The following is a 21,089-nucleotide window of genomic DNA, read 5'->3' on the forward strand; positions in this document are numbered from 1 at the left end:
GCCTGCTAAGGTGCCGGTCGGCCAGTGCCGACTTTCGCTGTCTCGCCGGAAAGTCGGAAAGCCCATGCCGCCAAAGGTGGGCCAAGGGTTTCCAAGAGGGCCACCGCGACGAGGATCAACGCATACAGAGTCTCGACTTGGGCACCGAACAGCTGCTCGGCCGTCTGGACCAGACCGATCGCCAGGCCGGCCATCGGCATCAGCAGCAAGGCGGTCGCAGCCGCACTGCGGTGGCCGATGCCGTGACGCCATAGAAAGCCGTGCACGATCAGCCATTTGGCGAGAAAGCGCGCACCGATGAAGGCGAGGGCCAGCAGGCCGATTTGGGAAAAAAGCGCGGGCTTGATCTTGCTGCCGGCGAAAACGAACAGCACGATGAAGAAAAGCTCGAAGGTCTCGCCGAATTCGATGTCGGAAAGCGTCTCGCTTTCGGCTTCCAGGCTCCGCACTGCGACCCCCATTGCCAGCGGCACGAACAGCGGCGACAGGAGCAGGCTGTCAGCAATGCCGACGCCGAGCATCAACGCGCCGACGACGAGCGCGAAGCGGTATTGCGGCGCGCTGCGCGTGTGTCGAGCGATCTGAACCAAAAGCCATGCGGAAGCGAATGCGACCAGCGCCGAACCTGCCAGCTGGTAGATCGGCTGCAACAGCGCAGTGCCCAAATCGGCGTCCGTGGCGAGATGGGCAAAGGGGAGTACGGCAGAAAACACCAGGAAGGCGAAGAGATTGTTGATCGCGACCATTTCCTTGGCGCGCTCGGTGGTCGGGCCGGCCGCTGCCAGTTCGTGCGCGACGTGGATCAGCACCGCGGGCGAGGAAGAGATCGCGATCGATGCCGCAAGGGCAGCGAGGAAAGCGGACAACCCCATCCAGACGAGACACCCGTAACAAGCCAGAAAAGTCGCAACGCTCTCGGCCACCGCCACCAATAGCAGACGTCGATCGCGCAACATGGCGCGCAGATCGAGCGAAAGGCCGAGGCGATAGAGGATCAGCGCCAGCGCTACGCCGATCAGGGGGCGCGCCTGCTCGAGGGCGCTTTGCGTCAGCAGATCGATGCCAGAAGGTCCGATCAAGAAGCCGATTGCCATGAAGCCGGTGATCGACGGCAACCAGGAAATCCTGTGGGCAAGATAGCCTCCCAGCGCGCCGGCGAGCAGCAAGATGCCGAAAGCGATTTGGGAAGTGTAAGTGGGCGGCCAGTCGGGCAGGAAGTTCACCGTGACGCCTCTGCGATCGTCCGCTTGAGTGCGTAGAGCCGCTCCAGCGCCTCGCGTGGCGTGAGCTCGTCCGGATCGATGGCCTGCAAGGCTTCGACGACCGGATGGGGGGCGGGTGTTGTGAAAGTCGGCGCTGGCAAGACGGCATGTTGCGAACCGAACAGGTCGGGTTGTGCCGACGCGGCGGCTGCGCGGTTTTCCAGCTCGATGAGCTGCCGCTGGGCTTCGCGCAGCACCGCCGGGGGCACGCCGGCCAATGCCGCGACCTGGATGCCATAGGACTGCGAAGCCGGGCCGGGCTCGACCGCATGCAGAAAGACCACCGATTTGCCATGCTCGACCGCATCCAGATGCACGTTGGCGCAGCCGGCATGCGCTTCGGCCAGGCGGGTGAGCTCGAAATAATGCGTCGCGAACAGCGTCCAGCAGCGGATTTTTTCCAGCAGATGGCGGGCGATCGCGAACGCGAGCGCCAGTCCGTCGAAAGTCGAGGTGCCGCGGCCGACCTCGTCCATCAGCACCAGCGAGCGTTCCGTCGCACCATGCAGGATCGCGGCGGCCTCGCTCATCTCGACCATGAAGGTCGAGCGGCCCGAGGCCAGATCGTCGGCGGCGCCGATGCGGGTATGAATCGCGTCGATCGGCCCCAGGCGGCAGGCGGCGGCCGGCACGAAGCTGCCGCAGTGCGCCAACAGCACGATCAGCGCGATCTGGCGCATATAGGTCGATTTGCCGCCCATGTTCGGGCCGGTGATGAGCAGCATGCGGCGGTTCGGATTCAGATCGAGATCGTTACTGATGAAGCTCTCCACCTGCCGTTCGACGACCGGATGACGGCCGGCGCGAATCTCGAGGCAAGGGTAATCGACGAATTCAGGCCGGCAGTAGTCGTAACGCCGTGCCGCGGTGGCGAAGGCCATCAGACCGTCGAGTTCGGCCAAGGCACGAGCGATCCGCTGCAGGTCGGCGATATGCGCGGCAAGCGCGTCGAGCAATTCGTCATAAAGGCGCTTTTCCAGCGCCAGCGCGCGCTCGTTGGCGGAAAGCGCCTTGTCCTCGAAGGCTTTCAATTCGGGCGTGATGTAGCGCTCGGCGTTCTTCAGTGTCTGGCGCCGGCGGTAGTCGTCCGGCACCTTGTCGGCATGGGCGTGGGTGACCTCGATGTAGAAGCCATGCACCTTGTTGTATTCGACCTTGAGGCTCGGGATCTGCGTGCGCTCGCGCTCGCGCGCTTCGAGTTCGAGCAGGAATTGCCCGCAGTTCGATTGGATCGCGCGCAGCTCGTCGAGTTCGGCGGAAAAGCCCGCGGCGATCGCGCCGCCATTGGCGAGTAGTGCCGGCGGATCGGCGGCGAGCGTGGCCTCGAGCCGGGCAAGGCATTCGGGCGGCATCGCCAGCTCCTCGCGCAGCTCGCCCAGCCGGCCGGATTGCCCGGCGAGCAGCGTGGCGAGGTCGGGCAGCCGCCGGAGCGTCTCGCGCAGCGCGGCCAGCTCGCGTGGGCGGGCGGATTTGAGCGCGATGCGGCTGCCGATACGCTCGACGTCGGCGCTACCCTTCAATGCGGCGACGAGGGCGTCGAGCATTGCATCTTCCTCCAGCAGGGCGGCCACTGCGCCGTGGCGTCGCGCCGCCTGGCGGCGCTCGGCGAGCGGGTGGTGCAGGCAATGTTTGAGCCAGCGCGTGCCCGCCGCGGTCACGCAGGTATCGAGCAGGGAGAGCAGCGTTGGCGCCGCCTCGCCGCGCAGCGTCTCGGTGAGCTCGAGATTGCGGCGCGTTGCGGCATCGAGTCTCAACCACTGCGATTCGCGCTCCAAAATGAGGCCGGTGACGTGGGAAAGCGTCGTCAATTGTGTCGCCTGCGCATAGCGCAACAACGCGCCGGCGGCGCCGAGCGCTAGGGTGACTTCTTCGTCGTCGGGGATGAAGGCGGCCAGATCGCGCGTGCCGAACTGCGCGGTCAACAGTTGCGTCGCCGCAGCGGCGTCGAAATGCCAGTCGGGCCGTCTGACCAGCGCCGCTTTTTGATCGATCTCGAGCGCGGCACTCTCGCCAAGCAAAATCTCGGCGGCATTCAGACGGCAAAGCTGCGCCGGAAGACGCGCCAGGGCCGTCTCGAGCAGGCGCAGCTCGCCACTGGCGAGATTGAGCCAGGCCAGACCCACTCGCGTCTTCTCCGCATGGATCGCGAGCAAGAGGCTATCGCTGCGCTCATCGAGCAGCGCGGCATCGGTGAGCGTGCCGGGAGTGACGATGCGCACGATCTTGCGCTCGAACGGGCCCTTGGCAAGCGCTGGATCGCCGATCTGTTCGCAGATCGCCACCGCTTCGCCGAGCTTGACCAGCCGCGCCAGATACTGCTCGACCGCATGATGCGGCACCCCGGCCATCGGGATCGGTTTGCCGGCCGACTGGCCGCGTTTCGTCAACGTGATGTCCAAGAGCCGCGCGGCTTTCTCGGCGTCTTCGTAGAACAGCTCGTAGAAATCGCCCATCCGATAGAACAGCAGCACGTCCGGATGCTCGGCCTTCAGACGCAGGTATTGCTGCATCATCGGCGTGTGGCGGGCGAGCGCGTCGGTAGGGTGCGAAGAGGTCTGCGGCATGCGGGGGGCAGCGAAACGCGCTGAGACGGTGGGTCGGATCGACAGGAATTATACTGACGCCCCCTTGGGCAATTCCTTTGGCTTCTCATGGCCTCCGCCTTTCTGCGCTTGGCGCGGCGCCTGCTGCACCTGTGGGTGCGGTTGCGTCTGTTTCCCGAAAATGCCGCCGCACTGGGCATCGATCCCGCCCGGCCGGTCTGTTATGCGCTGAACGAATACTGGCTGTCCGATCGCCTGGTGCTGCACGAGGCGGTGGCGCGCGCCGGGTTACCGGCGGTCGATCGGCCCTTGGACGTCGCGCAGTGCCGTCTTCCCAGCGCCGAGTTTGCGTTGAGCATCGGCTGGCGGCTCATGGGCAGGGCGCGGGCATTCCGGGGTGCGCCGCCGCGACTGTCCCGCTTGGTTGCTTGCCTGGCGCGAGACCCTGCTGCGGATGTGCAGATCGTGCCGGTCACCGTGCTGTGGGGACGCGCACCGCGCCAGCAGGATGGCGTGCTGCGTGCGCTGCTGGCCGAATCCTGGCAGCGGCGCCATCCGCTCGGCCACTGGCTGGCGGTGCTGTTGCATGGTCGTCAGACGCATGTCCATTTCGGCGCGCCGTATTCGTTGCGCGCCATGCTGGCGGACGTGGCCGAGCCTGCGCGTGCTGCAAAAAAGACCGCGCGTGTGCTGCGCGCCCACTTCCGCCGCCAGCGCGAACGCTTCATCGGTCCGGACATCTCCCATCGCCACACCCAGGTCGAGGCATTGCTCGCCACGCCGGCAGTGCAAGCCGCGATCGAGGCCGAGGCTGCACAGCACGGCATTTTGCTCGATGCCGCACGCGATCGCGCCCGGCGTCACGCGCTGGCGATCGCCTCCGACTTCTCTTATGCCGTCGCGCGCGCGCTCGAGATCTTCCTCACCTGGTTATGGACGCGGCTGTTCGACGGCGTCGAGGTGCGCCATCTCGACGTGCTGCAGCGCATCGCGCCCGGCCAGAGCATCGTCTATCTGCCCTGCCATCGCAGCCACGTCGATTATCTGCTGATGTCGTATGTCATCTACCGGGCCGGGCTGGTGCCGCCGCACATCGCCGCCGGCGACAATCTCGATCTGCCGCTGCTCGGTCGTATCCTGCGCGGCGGCGGCGCCTTCTTCCTGCGGCGCAGTTTCAAGGGCGATCCGCTCTATGCATCGGTGTTCGCCGAATATCTGCATTACCTGCTGGCGCAAGGGTTCCCGGTCGAATACTTCATCGAGGGCGGCCGCAGCCGCAACGGCCGCCTGTTGCCGCCGAAAACCGGCTTGCTGGCGATGACGATCCAGAGCTTTCTGCGCGGCCACGAGCGGCCACTGGTGTTCGTGCCGGTCTATCTCGGCTACGAAAAGCTGCCGGAAGGCCCGAGTTTCGTCGCCGAACTGGCAGGCCGGCCGAAACGGCGCGAATCCTGGCTGGGTCTGCTCGCCGCGCTGCGCGTGCTGCGACGCCATTTCGGCCGGGTCTATGTGAATTTCGGCGTGCCATTGGCGCTTTCCGACTGGCTCGATGCGTCTTATGCCGATTGGCGCATCATGCCGCCGACGAATGAAGCGCAGCGCGCCATGGTCGCCGCGATCGCCGCCGAGCTGGCCCGGCGCATCAATGCCGCGGCGCTGGTCAATCCGATGAATCTGGTCGCACTGGCCCTGTTGTCGGCGCCGGAGTTTCGGGCCGGGGAAGCCGCGCTGGCGCGCCAGATCGAAAACCTCGCTGCACTCGTCGATGATGCGCATCTGGCTGCGCCGCCCCGCGGCGAAGACAACATCGCCATAGCGCTGAGGCTCGCGGCGGTGCGGCGGGTCGATCACCCTTCCGGCGCGCAGATCGAAGCCAATGCCTTCGAAGCCGCGCTGCTCGCCTACTTCCGCAACAACGTGCTGCACCTTTTCGCCCTATCGGCGGTCATTGCCTGGCTGCTGGTGCGTCGCGGGTCACTCGATACCGAGCGATTGCAAGCCGCGGTGGCCTGCCTGCTTGGCCCGCTACGGGAAAGCCTCTGTTTGCCCTGGAGCGACGCCAGCTTGCCCACTGCGCTCGACGAGGCGCTGGTACGGCTGGCTGGGCGCGGGCTGATCGAACGGGCAAACGAAGCGTGGCGGGCGCCTGCACCAGATGCGCCAACCTGCACGGCGCTGGGTTGGCTTGCCGGCATCATCGAACCCGAGATACGTGAAGCGTTGCCCGGATCTGGTCGAGATCAATCTTCTTCTGGCAAGGCGAGAGGCAAGGCGTCGTCCGGCATTGGCAGCGCCTCGACGTCGCGCAGTTTGCGTTCGATCGCGCGCGTGCGCGTGCCCACCTGATCGAAGCGATTGCGCGCCTCGTCGAGCTTCTTCTTCGTCGCCTCGATCACCTCACCGAACTTGCCGAACTCGGTCTTCACCTGACCGAGCACCTGCCAGACCTCGCTGGCGCGTTTTTCGATGGCCAATGTGCGAAAGCCCATCTGCAGGCTATTGAGCAGCGCGGCCAGATTCGTCGGCCCGGCCAACACGACGCGCTGTTCGCGCTGCAAGGTTTCGGCCAACCCCGGGCGGCGCAGTGCCTCGGCATAGAGCCCTTCGGTGGGCAGGTAGAGCACCGCGAAATCGGTGGTGAAGGGCGGCTCGAGGTATTTTTCACGTATCGTGCGCGCTTCCGCCTTGAGGCGGTTTTCCAGCGCCCGCGCCGCGGCTTCGACGCCCTCGGCATCGGCGCGGTCGTGTGCGTCGAGCAAGCGCTGGTAATCCTCGACCGGAAATTTCGCATCGATCGGCAGCCACACCGGCCTATCCCCGCTCACACCCGGCAGGCGGATCGCGACTTCGACGCGTTCCGCCGAACCCGGCCGTGTCGCCACGTTGCGGCCATACTGCTCGGACGTGAGCATCTGGTCGATCAAGGTCAAAAGTTGCACTTCACCCCACGTGCCGCGCGCCTTGACGTTGGTTAGCACGCGCTTCAGATCGCCCACCCCGGCCGCCAGTGTCTGCATTTCGCCCAAGCCGCGATGCACCTGTTCGAGCCGTTCCGAGACCAGCTGGAACGATTGCCCAAGGCGTTGTTCCAGCGTCGCGTGCAACTTCTCATCCACGGTCTTGCGCATCTCTTCGAGTTTGGCCGCGTTGTCGGTCTGGATCGCGGCCAGCCGCTCGTTCAGCGTCGCGCGCATCTGCTCAGCCTGTTGTTGCTGGGCGAGCCCCAATCCGGCGAGCTGCTGAGTGATCGTCTCCTGGATGATCGACAGCTGGTTTTTGAGCTGCGCGCCATTGCCTTCGAGCTGCTCGCGCAGCGCAGTGGTCATCGTCGCCAGCCGGGCGTCGATGTCGCTGCGAAAGGCGGCAAAGCCCGTGGCCAGCTCGGCGCGCCCGGCGCGCGCATCCTCGAGCGCCAGGGTCAACTGGCGTTCGACCGCTTCGCGCACGGCTTCCAGCGCCTGCGTTGTCGCCTGGTTGAGGCCTTGCAGGCGGGCCTCTTGCGCCGCGCCGATCATTTGCAGCTGGCCTTCGAGACGCGCCAATGCCGCCGTCTGCTCTTCCTGGCGGTGGCTCAATGCATCCAACCCCTTGCCGCGCTGGATCGTCAGCAGCAGGAGCAACAGGAGGGCGGCGCAAGTGGCGACGAGTGCGATGTCGATGAAAGTCATAGGGCTTGCGGAAAACTTTCGCGATGCTACCGAAACTCGGCGCTGATGGGACGGCAGCGCGCTTTGTCATCCATCGCGTTCGGCCAGATTCATCGGATCGAAAAAATCGTAACGGCCTCGGCCGGCTTGCTTGGCGCGATACATCGCATGGTCGGCATGGCGCAGCAAACCGTCGGCGCCGGCTTCGTCGAGGGGATAGATCGTGACACCGATGCTCGTGCCGATGTGTGCTTCCCGTTCTTCGAGGCTAAACGGTGCTGCGATCGTCCTCAAGATGCGCTCGAGGATCTGTTCGAGCTCGTCGATCGTGGTGAGATCGACGATGAGCAGCACGAATTCGTCGCCACCGAGGCGTGCCGCGGTATCGCCTTCGCGCACCGCGGTGGAAAGTCGGTGCGCGACCTCGATCAACAAGCGGTCGCCGAGTGCATGCCCCCATTGATCATTGACCGCCTTGAAGCCGTCGAGATCGAGAAAGCAGACGGCGAGCAGGCGGCCCCGGCGGCGCGTCTGTTTCAGGGCGAGTTCCAGTCGGTCCATCAGCAGCACGCGGTTCGGCAATTGCGTGAGCGGGTCGAAATGCGCGAGCCGACGCAGGTTCTCTTCCGCCGCCTTGAGCTCGGAAATGTCGATGAAATTGCCGATGTAGTGCGTGGTGCGGCCGGCCGCATCGCGTACCGCGGCGATGCTCAACAGTTCCGGATAGGCCGTGCCGTCCTTGCGCCGGTTCCAGATTTCGCCGCGCCAGCGTCCCGATTCTCGCAGCGCGCGCCACATTTCGGCATAAAAACCCGGCTCATGGCGGCCGGATTTGAGCAAGCGGATGTTTTGGCCGCAGGCTTCCTCTCGGCCATAGCCGGTGACGCTCGTGAAAGCGGCATTGACGTCGAGGATCGTGCCGCCGGGATCGGTGATCACCATGCCCTCGGTGGCGTTGTCGAACACGGCGGCGGCGAGCTTCAATTGCTGCTGGTCTTTTTCGAGGGTGCGGCGTAGCAGGTGGTTGCGCCAGGAGAGCAGCGCGAAAGCCGCGCCGATCAGCAGCAGCAAAGCCATGATCGGCAGATCGTAGCGGCGCAGCACGTCGCGCCAATCGATATCGACCGGCGCATCATAGGGCGGCATGCGCATCTTCTTGAGCACCTCATGTACCGGCTCATAGCCTACCGGCACGTCCCAGCCGAAGCTATTCGCCCGACGGGCGGCGAAATGATCGGCGGGCATCGATAAGAGCGCGATCGCGACATCCTTGGCCAAGTCTGCCGCAACCTGGGGCATGGCTGCGAATGGCCATTCGGGATAAGGGCGGGTCGAGTGCCAGTAAGGATTGTGGCCGTTTTTTGCGCCGAGGGGCTTCAGCTCGGCGAGAGACAGCTTGCCTTCGGCAGCCATCCCTTCGAGTACGCCGGAGCGCACGAAGCCGGCATCGGCGCGGCCCTCGAGCACTGCGGCGACGACGTTGTCCTGGGGCAGGCCGAGGAACAGCGGTCGGATGTCTTCGCTGGGATCGAGCCCGGCATCGATCAATTCGACGCCCTGGATCAGGTAACCGCCGAAGGCGTCTGGCGCGACCGCGGCGATGCGCTTGCCTTTCAGATCGGCGAGGGTGCGTAGATCCGCGCGGCTGGCGCGAGTGAAGATCACGCCGGAAAATTCCGAGCTCGGTCTGCCGCCTTCATCGTTGATCAGCGTGGCGATCCGGCGCGCGCCGTGGCGGTATTCGAGTTCGACATAGAGATCGGGGTTGACGATCACGAAATCGAATTCGCGGCGTCGGGCGGCTTCGCGCAGCTCATTGCGGCGATAGGCACGAACCGAGAAATGCTTGCCCGGCAGCCGCTGACCGAGATAATCGGCCAGCGGCGCGAAAGCGGCTTCCATCTTCTCTTTTGGCCGCACCGCAAGCACGCCGATCCGATGTTCTTGCTGAGCGACCACAGGCGGGCTGCCGGCGCAGAGCGCGCCGACGAGCAAGATCAGCAGCAGAAAACGGCGGGTATGCCGCCGTGCTTCCCCCATCGTCGCCGTCCCTTTTTGTTATCGGCATATTCTATGCGGAATTCGCGCTGGAGGGTGGCGGCGCCAGCGCCGATTGGTGAGCCTCAAACCGGCCAGCCGCGCGTCGCGGCGACGCATTCCTCGACCAGCCCCGGGCCGCGATAGACCAGGCCGGAGTAGATCTGCACGAGCTTCGCGCCGGCTTCGAGTTTGGCTTTCGCTTTTGCGCCATCGACCACGCCGCCGGCGGCGATGATCGGTACTTCGCCGGCAAGCGCCCGGGCGAGTTTTCCGAGTACCTCGGTCGACAGCTCGAAAAGCGGCGCGCCGGACAGCCCGCCGGCTTCATTGGCATGGCGCAGGCCGGCGACCCGGCTGCGATCGAGCGTGGTGTTGGTGGCGATCACTGCATCACAGCGGTGGCGGCGCAATGCGTCGGCGATCTGGATGATCTGGTCATCATCGAGATCGGGCGCGATCTTCAGCACCAGCGGCACATGACGCCCGTGCCGGTCTGCCAGCGCCGACTGCTGCGACTTCAGCGCGGCGAGCAGCCCGTCGAGCTCGGAGGCGCCTTGCAACTGACGGAGGTTCTTGGTGTTCGGACTGGAAATGTTGACGGTGACGTAACTCGCATACGGATAGGCCTTCTCGAAGCCGATCAGATAGTCATCGACGGCGCGCTCGATCGGCGTGTCGGCGTTCTTGCCGATGTTGATGCCGAGGATGCCGCGGTATTTCGCGGCCTTGACGTTACTGATCAGCGCGTCGATGCCGTGGTTGTTGAAACCCATCCGGTTGATGATGCCTTCGACCTCGGGCAGCCGGAACATGCGCGGCTTCGGATTGCCCGGCTGCGGCCGTGGCGTGACGGTGCCGACCTCGATGTGTCCGAAGCCCCACGTGGCCAGCCCGTCGATCGCCTCGCCGTTCTTGTCGAGTCCGGCGGCCAGACCCACGCGGTTCGGGAAGGAAAGCCCCATCACGCTGACCGGTGTGTCCGGCAGCGGGCCTTTGCCGGGCAGGAATGCCCCGAGTGTGCGCAGGCCGGCGATGGAAAGCTCGTGCGCGGTTTCGGGATCGAGGGCGAGGACGAAAGGCTTGATCAGGCAGTAGGGGATCATGATGGAGAATGCGCGTCGTCGAGGCGCACCCAACGACCGTTCTTCAGCGCTTCGAGCGGGCGGAATTGTGATTTGTAGGACATCTTGCGGCTATGTTCGATCCAGTAGCCGAGATAGAGGTGGGGCAGGTCGAGCCGTCGGCATTGGTCGATCTGCCAGAGGATCGCATAAGTGCCATAGCTGGCGGAGGGCAGATCCGGCTCGTAGAAGGTGTAGACCGCCGACAGGCCGTTGTCGAGCACATCGATGATGCTGACGATGCGCAAGGCATCGCCCTCGCGGAACTCGACCAGCCGGCTGTCGACCTGCGTCTGCAGCAGGAATTGGGCATACTGCTCGCGGTTGTCGTCGTCCATGCCGCCGCCGGCATGGCGCGCCTGCTGGTAGCGCTGGTAGAGCGCATAGTGTTCCTCGCGGAACAGCAACGGGCGCTCACGGGCGATGAGCCGGGCGCAACGCGCCTTGATGCGGCGCTGGCTGCGGTTGGGCCGAAAGTCCGCGCTGGGAATGCGCACCGGCACGCATTCGCGGCAGCTGTCGCACCACGGTCGATAGGTGAAGGTGCCGCTGCGGCGAAAGCCGAGCTCGACGAGCTCACTGTAGATCGCGGTATCGATCAGCTGGCTGGGCGTTGCGACCTGCGAGCGGGCGATGCGGCCGGGCAGATAGGAGCAACCGTAGGCCGAGGTGGCATAGAACTGCAACAGCGAGAAGGACGGCAGGTCGCGTAAGTGCGTCATGCTGTTTTCCTGAACACGCCATCGATGCCGTTTTCCGGCCAGCGGCCAGGCGGCTCGCCCTCATCGACGAGCGCGGCGAGCCGGGCGACGAATGCATCGCGCGGTATCGGCCGGGCGCCGAGCGAACGAAGGTGGGTGGTTTCCATCTGGCAATCGATCATGCCGAAATTATGCACGCACAAATAGCGGCACAGATGCGCGAGCGCGATTTTCGACGCATCGCGCTCCAGCGAGAACATCGATTCGCCAAAAAATACGCGGCCGAGCGCAACGCCATAAAGCCCGCCAATCAGCCGGCCATCGCGCCAGGTCTCGACGCTGTGGGCGTAACCGAGCGCATAGAGGCGCCGATAGGCAATCTTCATTTCCGCGGTGATCCAGGTGCCGTTCTGCCCCGGGCGAGGTGTCGTGGCGCAGGCGGCGATCACCGCGTCGAAAGCGGTATCGAGCTTCACCTGATAGTCGGCGTTCCTGAGCGTCTTGGCCAGCGAGCGGGAGATCTTCAGCTCGGATGGAAACAACACCATCCGCGGATCGGGGCTCCACCACAGGATCGGCTCCCCTGCGGAGAACCACGGAAAGATGCCGCGCCGATAGGCCGCGAGGAGGCGGGCAGGGGTGAGATCACCCCCGGCGGCGAGCAGGCCGTTGGGTTCGGTGAGGGCCTCACTGACGGGTGGAAAAGAGGAGTCAGGCAGCAGCCAGGGGATCATGCCGGAACGCTACCACATGTTCCGTATCCAGCCGGATACCGATCTTCTCGCCGATGGCGTGGTCGTGGTGCGAAGGCACCAGCGAGAGCACGCGCGCGCCGGAAGCGAGTTCCAGTGTGTAGAGGAATTCCGCGCCGCGAAAGGCCTTGGCCAGGATCGTGGCCCGAAGGGCGGCGCCATCGTCGTGCACGAGGTCGTCGGGGCGCAGCAGCACCTCGACCGGCGTGCCGACGGGCAGGCGGGCGCAGCTTGCGCCATCGCATTCGGTCGACAACAAGCCATTGAGCACACCCAGCTCGGTCGCCACCCGGCCGTCGGCTTCGACGCGGCCTTCGAGGAATGCGCCTTCACCGACGAAATCGGCGACATGGCGCGTTGCCGGACGGTGATAGAGATTCCAGGGCGTATCCCACTGCTCGATGCGACCGGCGCGCATCACGCCCACCCGGTCGGCGACGGCGAAGGCTTCGTGCTGATCGTGGGTGACGAGGATCGCCGCGGTGCCAGCCTCTTTCAGGATGGCGCGCACTTCGAGCGACAGCCGCTCGCGCAGCTCGACGTCGAGATTCGAAAACGGTTCGTCGAGCAGCAGCAGATGCGGCTGCGGCGCGAGCGCCCGAGCCAAAGCCACGCGCTGCTGCTGGCCGCCGGAGAGCTCATGCGGGTATTTGCCACCCAGGCCGACAAGCCCGACGAGTTCGAGCAGTCGCGCCACCTGCCGTTGTGCCAGCGCCGATTTTCCGCGCAAACCGAAAGCGACATTGCCGGCCACCGTCAGATGGGGAAACAGCGCGTAATCCTGGAACACCATGCCGATGCGCCGCCTTTCCGGCGGGAGGTGGTGAAGATCATCGTCGACGGCTTCGCCGCGCAGCAGGATGCGGCCGGAACGCGCGCGCTCGAAGCCCATGACGAGCCGTAGCACGGTCGTCTTGCCGCAGCCGGAGGCGCCCAACAGGCAGCCGATCTCGCCCTCGTGCAAAGTCAGCGACAAGCCGTCGACGACACGGTGCGTGCCGTAGGTGAAGCAGACGTCGTCGAGTTCGAGAATAGGCATGGCAGGATTATAATTGAGAAAAATTCTCAAAAACTTCGATGCGCCCACACTCATTCCTGGCCGTTTTCTCTGTCATCATCGGCATGCTGATCGGTCTGCCGGTGATTTCTGTGGGCGCAAATCTTTTTGCTCCCGGCACCAGTGCCACCTGGGCGCATCTTTGGGCCACCGTGCTGCCCGAGTATGTCGTCAATTCGCTGCTGCTCTCGTTTTTCGTGACGATCGGGGTGAGTGTGATCGGGATGGCCACCGCCTGGTTCGTCTCGATGCATGAGTTCCCCGGCCGACGCGTGTTCGAATGGGCCTTGTTGTTGCCGCTGGCGATGCCGGCTTATGTGATGGCCTACGTCTATACGGATTTGTTGCAGTTCGTCGGCCCGGTGCAGACTTTCCTGCGCGAGACCTTCGGCTGGAAACGCGGTGACTACTGGTTTCCGGAAATCAGAAGCCTATCCGGCGCGGCGCTGATGTTCGTCAGCGTGCTCTTCCCATATGTCTATCTGCTCGCGCGCACCGCCTTTTTAGAGCGCGGCGCCAACACTTTCGAAGCGGCGCGTTCGTTGGGGCTCACCCCTTGGGCCGCCTTCCGGCGCGTCTCGTTACCGCTGGCGCGGCCAAGCGTTGCCGCCGGTGTGGCACTGGTGCTGATGGAAACGCTCGCCGACTACGGCACCGTGGCCTACTTCGGCGTGCCGACCTTTACCACCGGCATCTATCGCGCCTGGTTCTCGCTCGGTGATCGCACCGCTGCAGCGCAACTGGCTGCTACGCTGCTCGCTTTCGTGTTGCTCCTCGTTTTGCTCGAGCGCATTGGTCGCGGCCGCGCGCGCTTTCATGAGACGCACCGGCGCGCAGCAAAGCGCAAGACGCTTTCGGGCGCTGCGGCGCTCTTCGCTTTTTTCATTTGCTTTTTGCCGCTCTTCCTCGGCTTCTTGCTGCCGGCGGGACTGCTCTTCAAGCTGGCACTCGCCGAGGGAGATGGGCAATTCGGTGTGCGTTATCTCACCCTGGCGAAGAACAGTCTCCTGGTCGCGGGGCTTGCCGCCGTGTTGGCGGCAATGCTTGCGATGCTGCTCGGCTACGCGCAGCGCCTGCACCCCACAATGGTCTCGCGCACGGTCAATCGGCTCGCTGGACTGGGCTATGCCGTGCCCGGTGCGGTGATCGCGGTGGGTGTGCTGATACCGGTCACGCGTCTCGATCACTGGCTCGCCGCACAATGGCTTGGTTGGTTCGGCGAAAATCCGGGGCTCATTTTCACCGGCGGCATCGCCGCGCTCGTCTATGCCTATCTCGTGCGTTTCTTGTCGGTCGCCCTATCGGCCGTCGAGGCAGGACTTTTGCGCATCACGCCGGCAATGGATGCCGCGGCGCAAAGCCTTGGCTGCAACGCGCGCCAAACGCTCGTGCGTGTGCATCTGCCGCTGTTGGGGAAAAGCCTTTTGACCGCGATGCTCTTGGTTTTCGTCGATGTGATGAAAGAACTGCCCGCCACCTTGGTGATGCGCCCGTTCAACTTCGACACGCTGGCCACGCAAACCTTCACCCTTGCCAGCGACGAGAGGCTCGCCGAGGCTTCCACCGCGGCGCTCGCCATCGTTGCGGTGGGGTTGTTGCCGGTATTGCTGCTGGCGCGGCAGATCGGACGGGGGCGATAGCCGTCCCGCCAGCGCCGAGTTTCGGCTCCGTTTTGTCGTAATGAGCCTACTCAGAACTCCCAGGCAAAGCCGATTTGTCCGAAGCGGCGGCCGTTGCCGTGACCGATGGCGCCGGAGAGCTTGAAGCCCTCGAAAACCTCGTAGCGCAGGCCGAGCGCCTTGTCGGGGCGGCTGTGTTCTTCTCCGAAAATTTCCTCGGTCAGCTTGAGTTTCGCTGCCAGCGGCCATTCATGGCCCAAGCCCCAGGTGCCGACGGTCGCGCGATCGCCCTGCGCCCTGGCCTGCTTGCTGCCCAGGTTGGCATGGATGGCCTGCCCGTCGTCGAAACGGTATGTGGCCAGCGCTGCCAGCGCATATTCCTTTTCCGTGTAACGCTCTCCGTTGACGCGATCATCCACCCGCGTAGCAGAGAGGTCCAGCTTGACCCCCGCCGACCAGCCAGTCTCATTCTGGATCGGCACCCATTTGAAACCGATGCCCGAGCCGCGCAAACGGGTCGATGGATCGGGTTCGCGATCGGTTGCGTGTGAGAGGGCAAGACCGATTTCCAAATTTTCGAGCGGCGCGAAACCGAAGATCAGCTCTCCGCCGTGCGTCTTGTGATCGCGCGTCAGCGCCCCTTCGATCTTCAGGCCGCCGGCGCCGAGTGTGCCGGCGTCATCGACCTGCATCGGCGGTTCGGCAAAAGCCGGAGCGGTAGCGAGAATGGCCGACGCCCATAGCGCCGACATCTGCGTCCGCAATTTCATGATCAAACGTCCTTTTATCCCAGATCGTCCTTTGGAACACGAGCGGGTATCAAAAGCGAGGGCGAGCAGGTTTGCGTCCCCGCGACGAGCCAAAACCCTCGTCTATTGGCGAGGAGCGGGGGCGCGAAGATGCCGCCCGCAGCCCAAAAGCCGCCGTGTAGGGCGATGAAATGGCCGTATCAAATGCTCATGGCGAATCAGCCCGGTCTAAGGAAACGCTGAATAAGTTGCTGCGCGGGCGCCTCGCTGCGTTGCGCGGTGTTGGCTTCGGCCGCTTCGCTTAACCTCGGCAAAGCCGAGGTTAGCCTTCGCCGCAACTTCGTTGTCGCTCCCTCGCCTAACTCCATGTTATGTGGTTCCGGCATAACTTGCGCTTCGCTCCTGTTAGCCTGCACCGAAACTTCGCCTTCGGCTCGTTTTCTCGGTCGCTGCGCACCAAACGTCTTGCGCTGCATCCCGCTCGCGGCCTTCTTCAGCGTTTCCCTAATGGATAATCTGGGTTTATTTCCATCCGACGCGGTCATAGATTTTCTGCGCCAGGGTGGCGTTTCTCGCCAATTCGACGATTGGCAGCGTATCGGCCTTGAAGCTGCCCAAAGCGTTCAATGCCGGATTGTCGGTTTTCACCGTCGGCACGGCCGGCCATTCATTGTTACCGTCGGCGAAGTAAAGCTGCGCTTCGTCGGAGGCGAGGTAGTCGAGGAATTTCTTCGCCGCTTCCTTGTTCGGCGCGGTCTTCAATATGCCGCCGCCAGAGATGTTGATGTGCGTGCCGGTGCTACTCTGGTTCGGCCATACGACGCCGATCGCTGCGACGACTTTTTGATCTTCGGGTTTGCTCGATCGCATCAGGCGCGCCAGATAGTAGGAATTCGAGACCGTCACGCCGCACTCGCCGGCAGCCACCGCCCTGATTTGGTCGGTGTCGCCGCCTTTGGGTGCCCGTGCGAAATTGGCGACGACGCCCTTGGCCCAGGACTCCGCCTTTTGTTCGCCGTGATGGGCGATCATCGAGGCGAGTAGCGAGAGGTTGTATGGATGGGCGCCGGAGCGCATGCAGACCTGGTTCCTGAGCTTCGGGTCGGCAAGGTCTTCATAGTTTTGAACGCTTTCTGGTTTGATGGCCGACTTGTCATAGACGATCAGCCGTGCGCGGGTCGAGAAAGCGACCCAGTCGTTCGAGCGTAGGTGAGCGGGGATGCGCTCGTCGATCACCTTCGACTTTAGCGGCGCGAACAGACCCAGCGCGTCGGCCTTGGCAAGCCGCGCGGCGTCCACTGTGATGAAGACGTCTGCCGGGCTCATCGCCCCTTCATTCTTGATGCGCTCCAACAGCTCGTCTTCTTTGGCCTCGATGCGGTTGATTTTGATGCCGGTTTGCTTGGTAAAGTTGCTGTAGAGCGCCTCGTCCGTCTGGTAGTGACGTGCGGAGTAGAGGTTCAATTCCGTGTCGGCAGCCAGAGCCGTGGCTTCGATGGCGACTGCTGCAGTGAGGGCGATGATGAGAAGAGTTTGACGCATCATGAGACTCCCGATGGTTGATGGAAACCAAGTGATATAACAAACGAGAACCATTATCAATAACTTTGAAGACGGTGTCAAGCGGGCACGCAAAAGCGAGTGCATCCCGAAGGTCGATGGCTATAATCGACCGAACAAAAAGGAGTGGAGCATGATGTTCAAGGCATTGCTGATACGGCAGGAGGAGGGCCGCGTGACGGCCGGTTTCGAGCAGATGGACGAGTCCGCGCTCGATCCGGGCGAGGTGACGATCCGGGTTCTCTGGTCCGACGTCAATTACAAGGATGCGCTCGCGGCGACTGGTGCCGGCAAGATCATCCGGCGCTTTCCCTGCATCGGCGGCATCGATCTCTCCGGCGTGGTGATCGACAGTCGAAGCCCACGATTCGCACCCGGCGACGAGGTGCTGGCGACGAGTTTCGACATCGGTGTTGCCCATCATGGCGGCTATGCCGAGATCGCACGCCTGCCTGCCGCCTGGGTGCGCAAGCTGCCTGCCGGCCTCGATCTGCGTGAGGCGATGGCGTTGGGCACGGCCGGCTTCACGGCCGGACTGGCAATAGCGCGCATGGAGCACGACGGCTTGCGCCCCGACAAGGGCCCGGTGGTGGTATCGGGTGCGACTGGTGGTGTGGGCAGCATCGCCATCGAAATCCTCGCCAAGTCGGGTTATGAAGTGCATGCGCTGACTGGCAAGGCCGAGGCGACTGACTATCTGAAAGGGCTGGGCGCACGTGAGGTGATCCTGCGTTCGAGCCTCGATCTGAGCAGGATCCGTCCTCTCGAAAAGGCGCAATGGGCAGGAGCGGTCGACAATCTCGGTGGTGAGGTGTTGGCCTGGATGGCGAGCACGATGAAGCAGGGTGGCACGATCGCCAGCATCGGCCTTGCCGCCAGCATGGAACTCAAGACTACCGTCGCACCGTTCATCTTGCGCGGGGTATCGCTACTCGGTATCGATTCCGGCTATATCGGCGAGCCGTGGCGTAGCGAAGTCTGGCGGCGGCTGGGGAGCGATTGGAAGCCCGAGAAAGTCATCGATCAGGTGCGCGAAATCGGTTTCGATGAGTTGCCCGGCGTGTTCGACGATTTTCTCAAGGCGCGCGTGACCGGCCGCATCATCGTGCGCATCCAGAATCCATGACAACCAGAGGGAAGAGAAGACGATGAAATACGCTGACTTTCACCGGCGCTCGCTCGAAGAACGCGACGCTTTCTGGGCCGAGCAGGCGCAGCTCGTCGATTGGCAAACGCCGCCGCAGACGATTTGTGATTACAACCGGCCGCCATTCGTCAAGTGGTTCTCGGGCGGAACGACGAACCTCTGCCACAACGCGGTGGACCGTCATGCCGCGAAGCGCCCCAATGATCGAGCGCTGATCTATGTCTCGACCGAAACGAACGAGGAGAAGATCTACAGCTTCGCCGAGCTGAAAACCGAAGTGATGCGCATGGCGGCGATCATGCAGTCGCTGGGCGTCAAAAAAGGCGACCGGGTGCTGATCTACATGCCGATGATTCCCGAAGCGGCGTTCGCGATGCTCGCCTGCGTGCGCATCGGCGCGATCCACTCGGTGGTATTCGGCGGCTTCGCTTCCGGGTCGCTGGCCACCCGCATCGACGATGCCAAGCCGAAACTGATCATTTCCGCGGATGCCGGCATGCGCGGCGGCAAGGCCGTCCCCTACAAGCATCTGCTCGATGAGGCGATCAACCTTGCCGAGTCGAAGCCGGAAAAAGTACTGATGGTCGATCGCGGCATCGACAAAGGCTTCAACAAGGTTGCCGGCCGCGATGTCGATTACGCCATGCTGCGCGCGCAGCACATGGATGCCGAGGTACCCTGCGAGTGGCTGGAATCCTCGGAACCCTCCTATATCCTCTACACCTCCGGTACCACCGGTAAGCCCAAGGGGGTGCAGCGCGATACCGGCGGTTACGCCGTCGCGCTCGCTGCCTCGCTCAAATACATCTACACCGGCCATGAGGGCGAAACCTATTTCGCCACCTCGGACATCGGCTGGGTGGTGGGGCACAGCTACATCATCTACGGGCCACTGATCGCCGGCATGGCGACGGTGATGTACGAGGGCACGCCGATCCGGCCCGATGCCGGCATCTGGTGGAGTCTGGTCGAGAAATACCGCATCAACGTGATGTTCTCGGCGCCGACCGCGATCCGCGTGCTCAAGAAGCAGGATCCGGCCTATCTGCACAAATACGATCTCTCTTCGCTCAAGCATCTGTTCCTCGCTGGTGAGCCGCTCGACCAACCGACGCACGAATGGATCATGAGCGAACTGAAGCTGCCGGTGATCGACAACTACTGGCAGACCGAGACCGGCTGGCCGATGCTCTCGGCGGTACCGGGGGTGGAAAAAACGCCGATCAAGTTCGGCTCGCCGTCCTTTCCCGTTTTCGGCTATGACTTGCGCATCTTTCGTGAGGATGGCACGGAGTGCGGCCCGAACGAAAAGGGCATCGTCGGCGTCGTGCCGCCGCTGCCGCCGGGCTGTCTGTCGACGGTGTGGGGGCAGGATGAGCGCTTCGTCAGCACCTATTTCAGCCTGTTCAAGGAACCGCTGGTCTATTCTTCCTTCGACTGGGGCATCAAGGACGAGGAGGGTTACCACTTCATCCTCGGCCGCACCGACGACGTGATCAATGTCGCCGGCCATCGCCTCGGCACGCGCGAAATCGAAGAGGCGGTGCAGGCGCATCCAATGATCGCCGAAGTGGCTGTCGTCGGCGTCAACGATCCGCTCAAGGGCCAGGAGCCGGTCGCCTTTGCCGTCGTCAAGGACGCATCGAAGATCGCCTCGCCGGAACTCAAGGCTGCCCTCGAAGCCGAGGTGAAGAAGACCGTCGATGGCCTGCTCGGCGCGATCGCGCGGCCGAAGCATGTGCATTTCGTCACGGGGCTGCCGAAGACGCGTTCCGGCAAGATGCTGCGCCGCTCGATCCAGGCGCTGGCCGAAGGCCGCGATCCGGGCGATTTGACCACGCTCGACGACCCGACGACGCTGGAGCAGATCCGCCAAGTGCTCGCCCCGGGCTGATCGGCTCAGCGGGTGCCGTCCCGCCAGCGCCGAATTTCCGAAGCGATTCGGCGCTCGGCGGGACGTTCCATTTTCCGCCAGCGCCGAATTTCCGAAGTGATTCGGCGCTCGGCGGGACGTTCCATTTTCCGCCAGCGCCGAGTTTGCAAGCCGGTGCAGGGCGAATGGTGGCGCCTATCGATTGCGGAACTTCGGCGTGCGCTTTTCCAGAAATGCGGTCATGCCTTCCTTTTGATCTTCGAGGGCAAAGGAAGCATGAAAAGTGCGCCGTTCGAACAACAGACCTTCGGCGAGCGAGGTCTCGAAGGCGCGATTGACGGACTCCTTGATCATCATCAGCACGGGCAGGGAGTAGCCGGCGATCGTCTGTGCTATGGCAATGGTTTCGTCGACCAGTTTCTCGGTCGGAAAGATCCGCGCGACCAAGCCGCAGCGTTCCGCTTCGACGGCGTCCATCATGCGCCCGGTAAAGCAAAGATCCATCGCCTTGGCCTTGCCGACGGCGCGCGGCAGCCGTTGCGTGCCACCGGCGCCGGGCAGGGTGCCGAGCTTGACTTCCGGCAGACCAAATCTGGCGTTTTCTGCTGCATAGATCGTGTCGCACATCAACGCGAGTTCACAGCCGCCGCCGAGCGCATAACCCGCCACCGCGGCGATGACAGGCTTGCGGCAGGTTTTCAGACGTTCCCAGTTGCGGGTGATGAAATCGCCCTGGTAGGCGGCCATGTAGTCGAAATCCTTCATGGCGCGGATGTCGGCGCCGGCGGCGAAGGCCTTGCTGTCGCCGGTGAGGACGATGCAGCCGATGTCGTCGTCGGCCTCGAAGCTGGCAAGCGCGCTGCCGATACCTTCGATGACTTCGTCGTTGAGGGCGTTCATGGCTGCGGGGCGGTTGATGCGGATCAGACCCACCTTGTCATGGGTCTCGCGGATGATGCTTTCGGGCATGGGGTTCTCCGGTTGAACCCAGATTATCCATTGAGAGCGGGCTGATGCG

At 63.8% G+C, this 21,089-nt stretch carries 15 protein-coding genes; 4 read left to right on the forward strand and 11 right to left on the reverse strand.

Translation table 11 applies throughout. The features are described 5' to 3' along the window. Positions 1-5: 5 nt before the first annotated feature. Entirely contained in the window at positions 6-1,223 is a 1,218-nt protein-coding gene (locus EL335_RS06025) for a cation:proton antiporter (protein ID WP_126445068.1), read from the reverse strand. Further along, the gene (gene mutS / locus EL335_RS06030) at positions 1,220-3,826 is read right to left on the reverse strand and encodes a DNA mismatch repair protein MutS (RefSeq protein ID WP_284155470.1); all 2,607 of its coding nucleotides are present in this window, start codon (positions 3,824-3,826) and stop codon (positions 1,220-1,222) included. Before mutS ends, EL335_RS06025 begins: the two co-directional genes overlap by 4 nt. Positions 3,827-3,913: 87 nt before the next feature. Between mutS and plsB the strand changes: the two genes are divergently transcribed. Continuing rightward, entirely contained in the window at positions 3,914-6,151 is a 2,238-nt protein-coding gene (gene plsB, locus EL335_RS06035) for a glycerol-3-phosphate 1-O-acyltransferase PlsB (protein ID WP_126445071.1), read from the forward strand. Here plsB and EL335_RS06040 read toward each other — a convergent pair. The 6 genes from EL335_RS06040 to EL335_RS06065 form a co-directional block, all read right to left on the reverse strand. Continuing rightward, positions 6,046-7,473, reverse strand: coding sequence for a DNA recombination protein RmuC (locus tag EL335_RS06040; RefSeq protein WP_126445073.1), 1,428 nt, complete (start codon positions 7,471-7,473; stop codon positions 6,046-6,048). The two genes, plsB and EL335_RS06040, sit on opposite strands and share 106 nt — an antisense overlap. Positions 7,474-7,539: 66 nt before the next feature. Beyond that, positions 7,540-9,492, reverse strand: coding sequence for a diguanylate cyclase domain-containing protein (locus tag EL335_RS06045; RefSeq protein ID WP_126445074.1), 1,953 nt, complete (start codon positions 9,490-9,492; stop codon positions 7,540-7,542). An 83-nt stretch (positions 9,493-9,575) separates the two neighbouring features. Continuing rightward, complete coding sequence (locus tag EL335_RS06050; protein ID WP_284155471.1) at positions 9,576-10,595, reverse strand: quinone-dependent dihydroorotate dehydrogenase; 1,020 nt, start codon at positions 10,593-10,595, stop codon at positions 9,576-9,578. Continuing rightward, positions 10,592-11,335 carry an arginyltransferase gene (locus EL335_RS06055; RefSeq protein WP_126445076.1) on the reverse strand — a complete coding sequence of 248 codons (744 nt, stop codon included), beginning with the start codon at positions 11,333-11,335 and terminating at the stop codon, positions 10,592-10,594. The genes EL335_RS06050 and EL335_RS06055 overlap by 4 nt, the downstream gene beginning before the upstream one ends. Then, complete coding sequence (gene aat, locus EL335_RS06060) at positions 11,332-12,048, reverse strand: leucyl/phenylalanyl-tRNA--protein transferase (protein WP_126445078.1); 717 nt, start codon at positions 12,046-12,048, stop codon at positions 11,332-11,334. Before aat ends, EL335_RS06055 begins: the two co-directional genes overlap by 4 nt. Next, complete coding sequence (locus tag EL335_RS06065; RefSeq protein ID WP_126445080.1) at positions 12,026-13,105, reverse strand: ABC transporter ATP-binding protein; 1,080 nt, start codon at positions 13,103-13,105, stop codon at positions 12,026-12,028. Before EL335_RS06065 ends, aat begins: the two co-directional genes overlap by 23 nt. 38 nt (positions 13,106-13,143) lie before the next feature. Here EL335_RS06065 and EL335_RS06070 point away from each other — a divergent pair, with 38 nt between their 5' ends. After that, on the forward strand, positions 13,144-14,763 hold the full coding sequence (locus EL335_RS06070) for an ABC transporter permease (protein ID WP_126445082.1): 1,620 nt from the start codon (positions 13,144-13,146) through the stop codon (positions 14,761-14,763). Between the two features lie 50 nt (positions 14,764-14,813). Here the strand turns inward: EL335_RS06070 and EL335_RS06075 are convergent, their stop codons facing one another. Together EL335_RS06075 and EL335_RS06080 are read right to left on the reverse strand one after the other, a co-directional pair. Next, positions 14,814-15,512 (reverse strand): hypothetical protein, encoded by a 699-nt coding sequence (locus EL335_RS06075; RefSeq protein WP_284155472.1) that lies wholly within the window; start codon positions 15,510-15,512, stop codon positions 14,814-14,816. A gap of 501 nt (positions 15,513-16,013) precedes the next feature. Further along, a complete protein-coding gene (locus tag EL335_RS06080) occupies positions 16,014-17,036 on the reverse strand; it encodes a Fe(3+) ABC transporter substrate-binding protein (RefSeq protein WP_284155473.1) in 1,023 nt (340 codons plus the stop codon). 148 nt (positions 17,037-17,184) lie between these two features. Here EL335_RS06080 and EL335_RS06085 point away from each other — a divergent pair, with 148 nt between their 5' ends. Continuing rightward, a complete protein-coding gene (locus EL335_RS06085; protein ID WP_126445084.1) occupies positions 17,185-18,177 on the forward strand; it encodes an oxidoreductase in 993 nt (330 codons plus the stop codon). Then, a complete protein-coding gene (locus EL335_RS06090) occupies positions 18,170-20,092 on the forward strand; it encodes a propionate--CoA ligase (RefSeq protein WP_284155490.1) in 1,923 nt (640 codons plus the stop codon). The genes EL335_RS06085 and EL335_RS06090 overlap by 8 nt, the downstream gene beginning before the upstream one ends. A gap of 174 nt (positions 20,093-20,266) precedes the next feature. Here the strand turns inward: EL335_RS06090 and EL335_RS06095 are convergent, their stop codons facing one another. Continuing rightward, positions 20,267-21,040, reverse strand: a complete 774-nt coding sequence (locus EL335_RS06095; RefSeq protein WP_126445088.1) for an enoyl-CoA hydratase — start codon at positions 21,038-21,040, stop codon at positions 20,267-20,269. Positions 21,041-21,089 lie beyond the last annotated feature (49 nt).

This window comes from Sulfuricystis multivorans, from assembly GCF_003966565.1.
Lineage (GTDB): Bacteria > Pseudomonadota > Gammaproteobacteria > Burkholderiales > Rhodocyclaceae > Sulfuricystis > Sulfuricystis multivorans.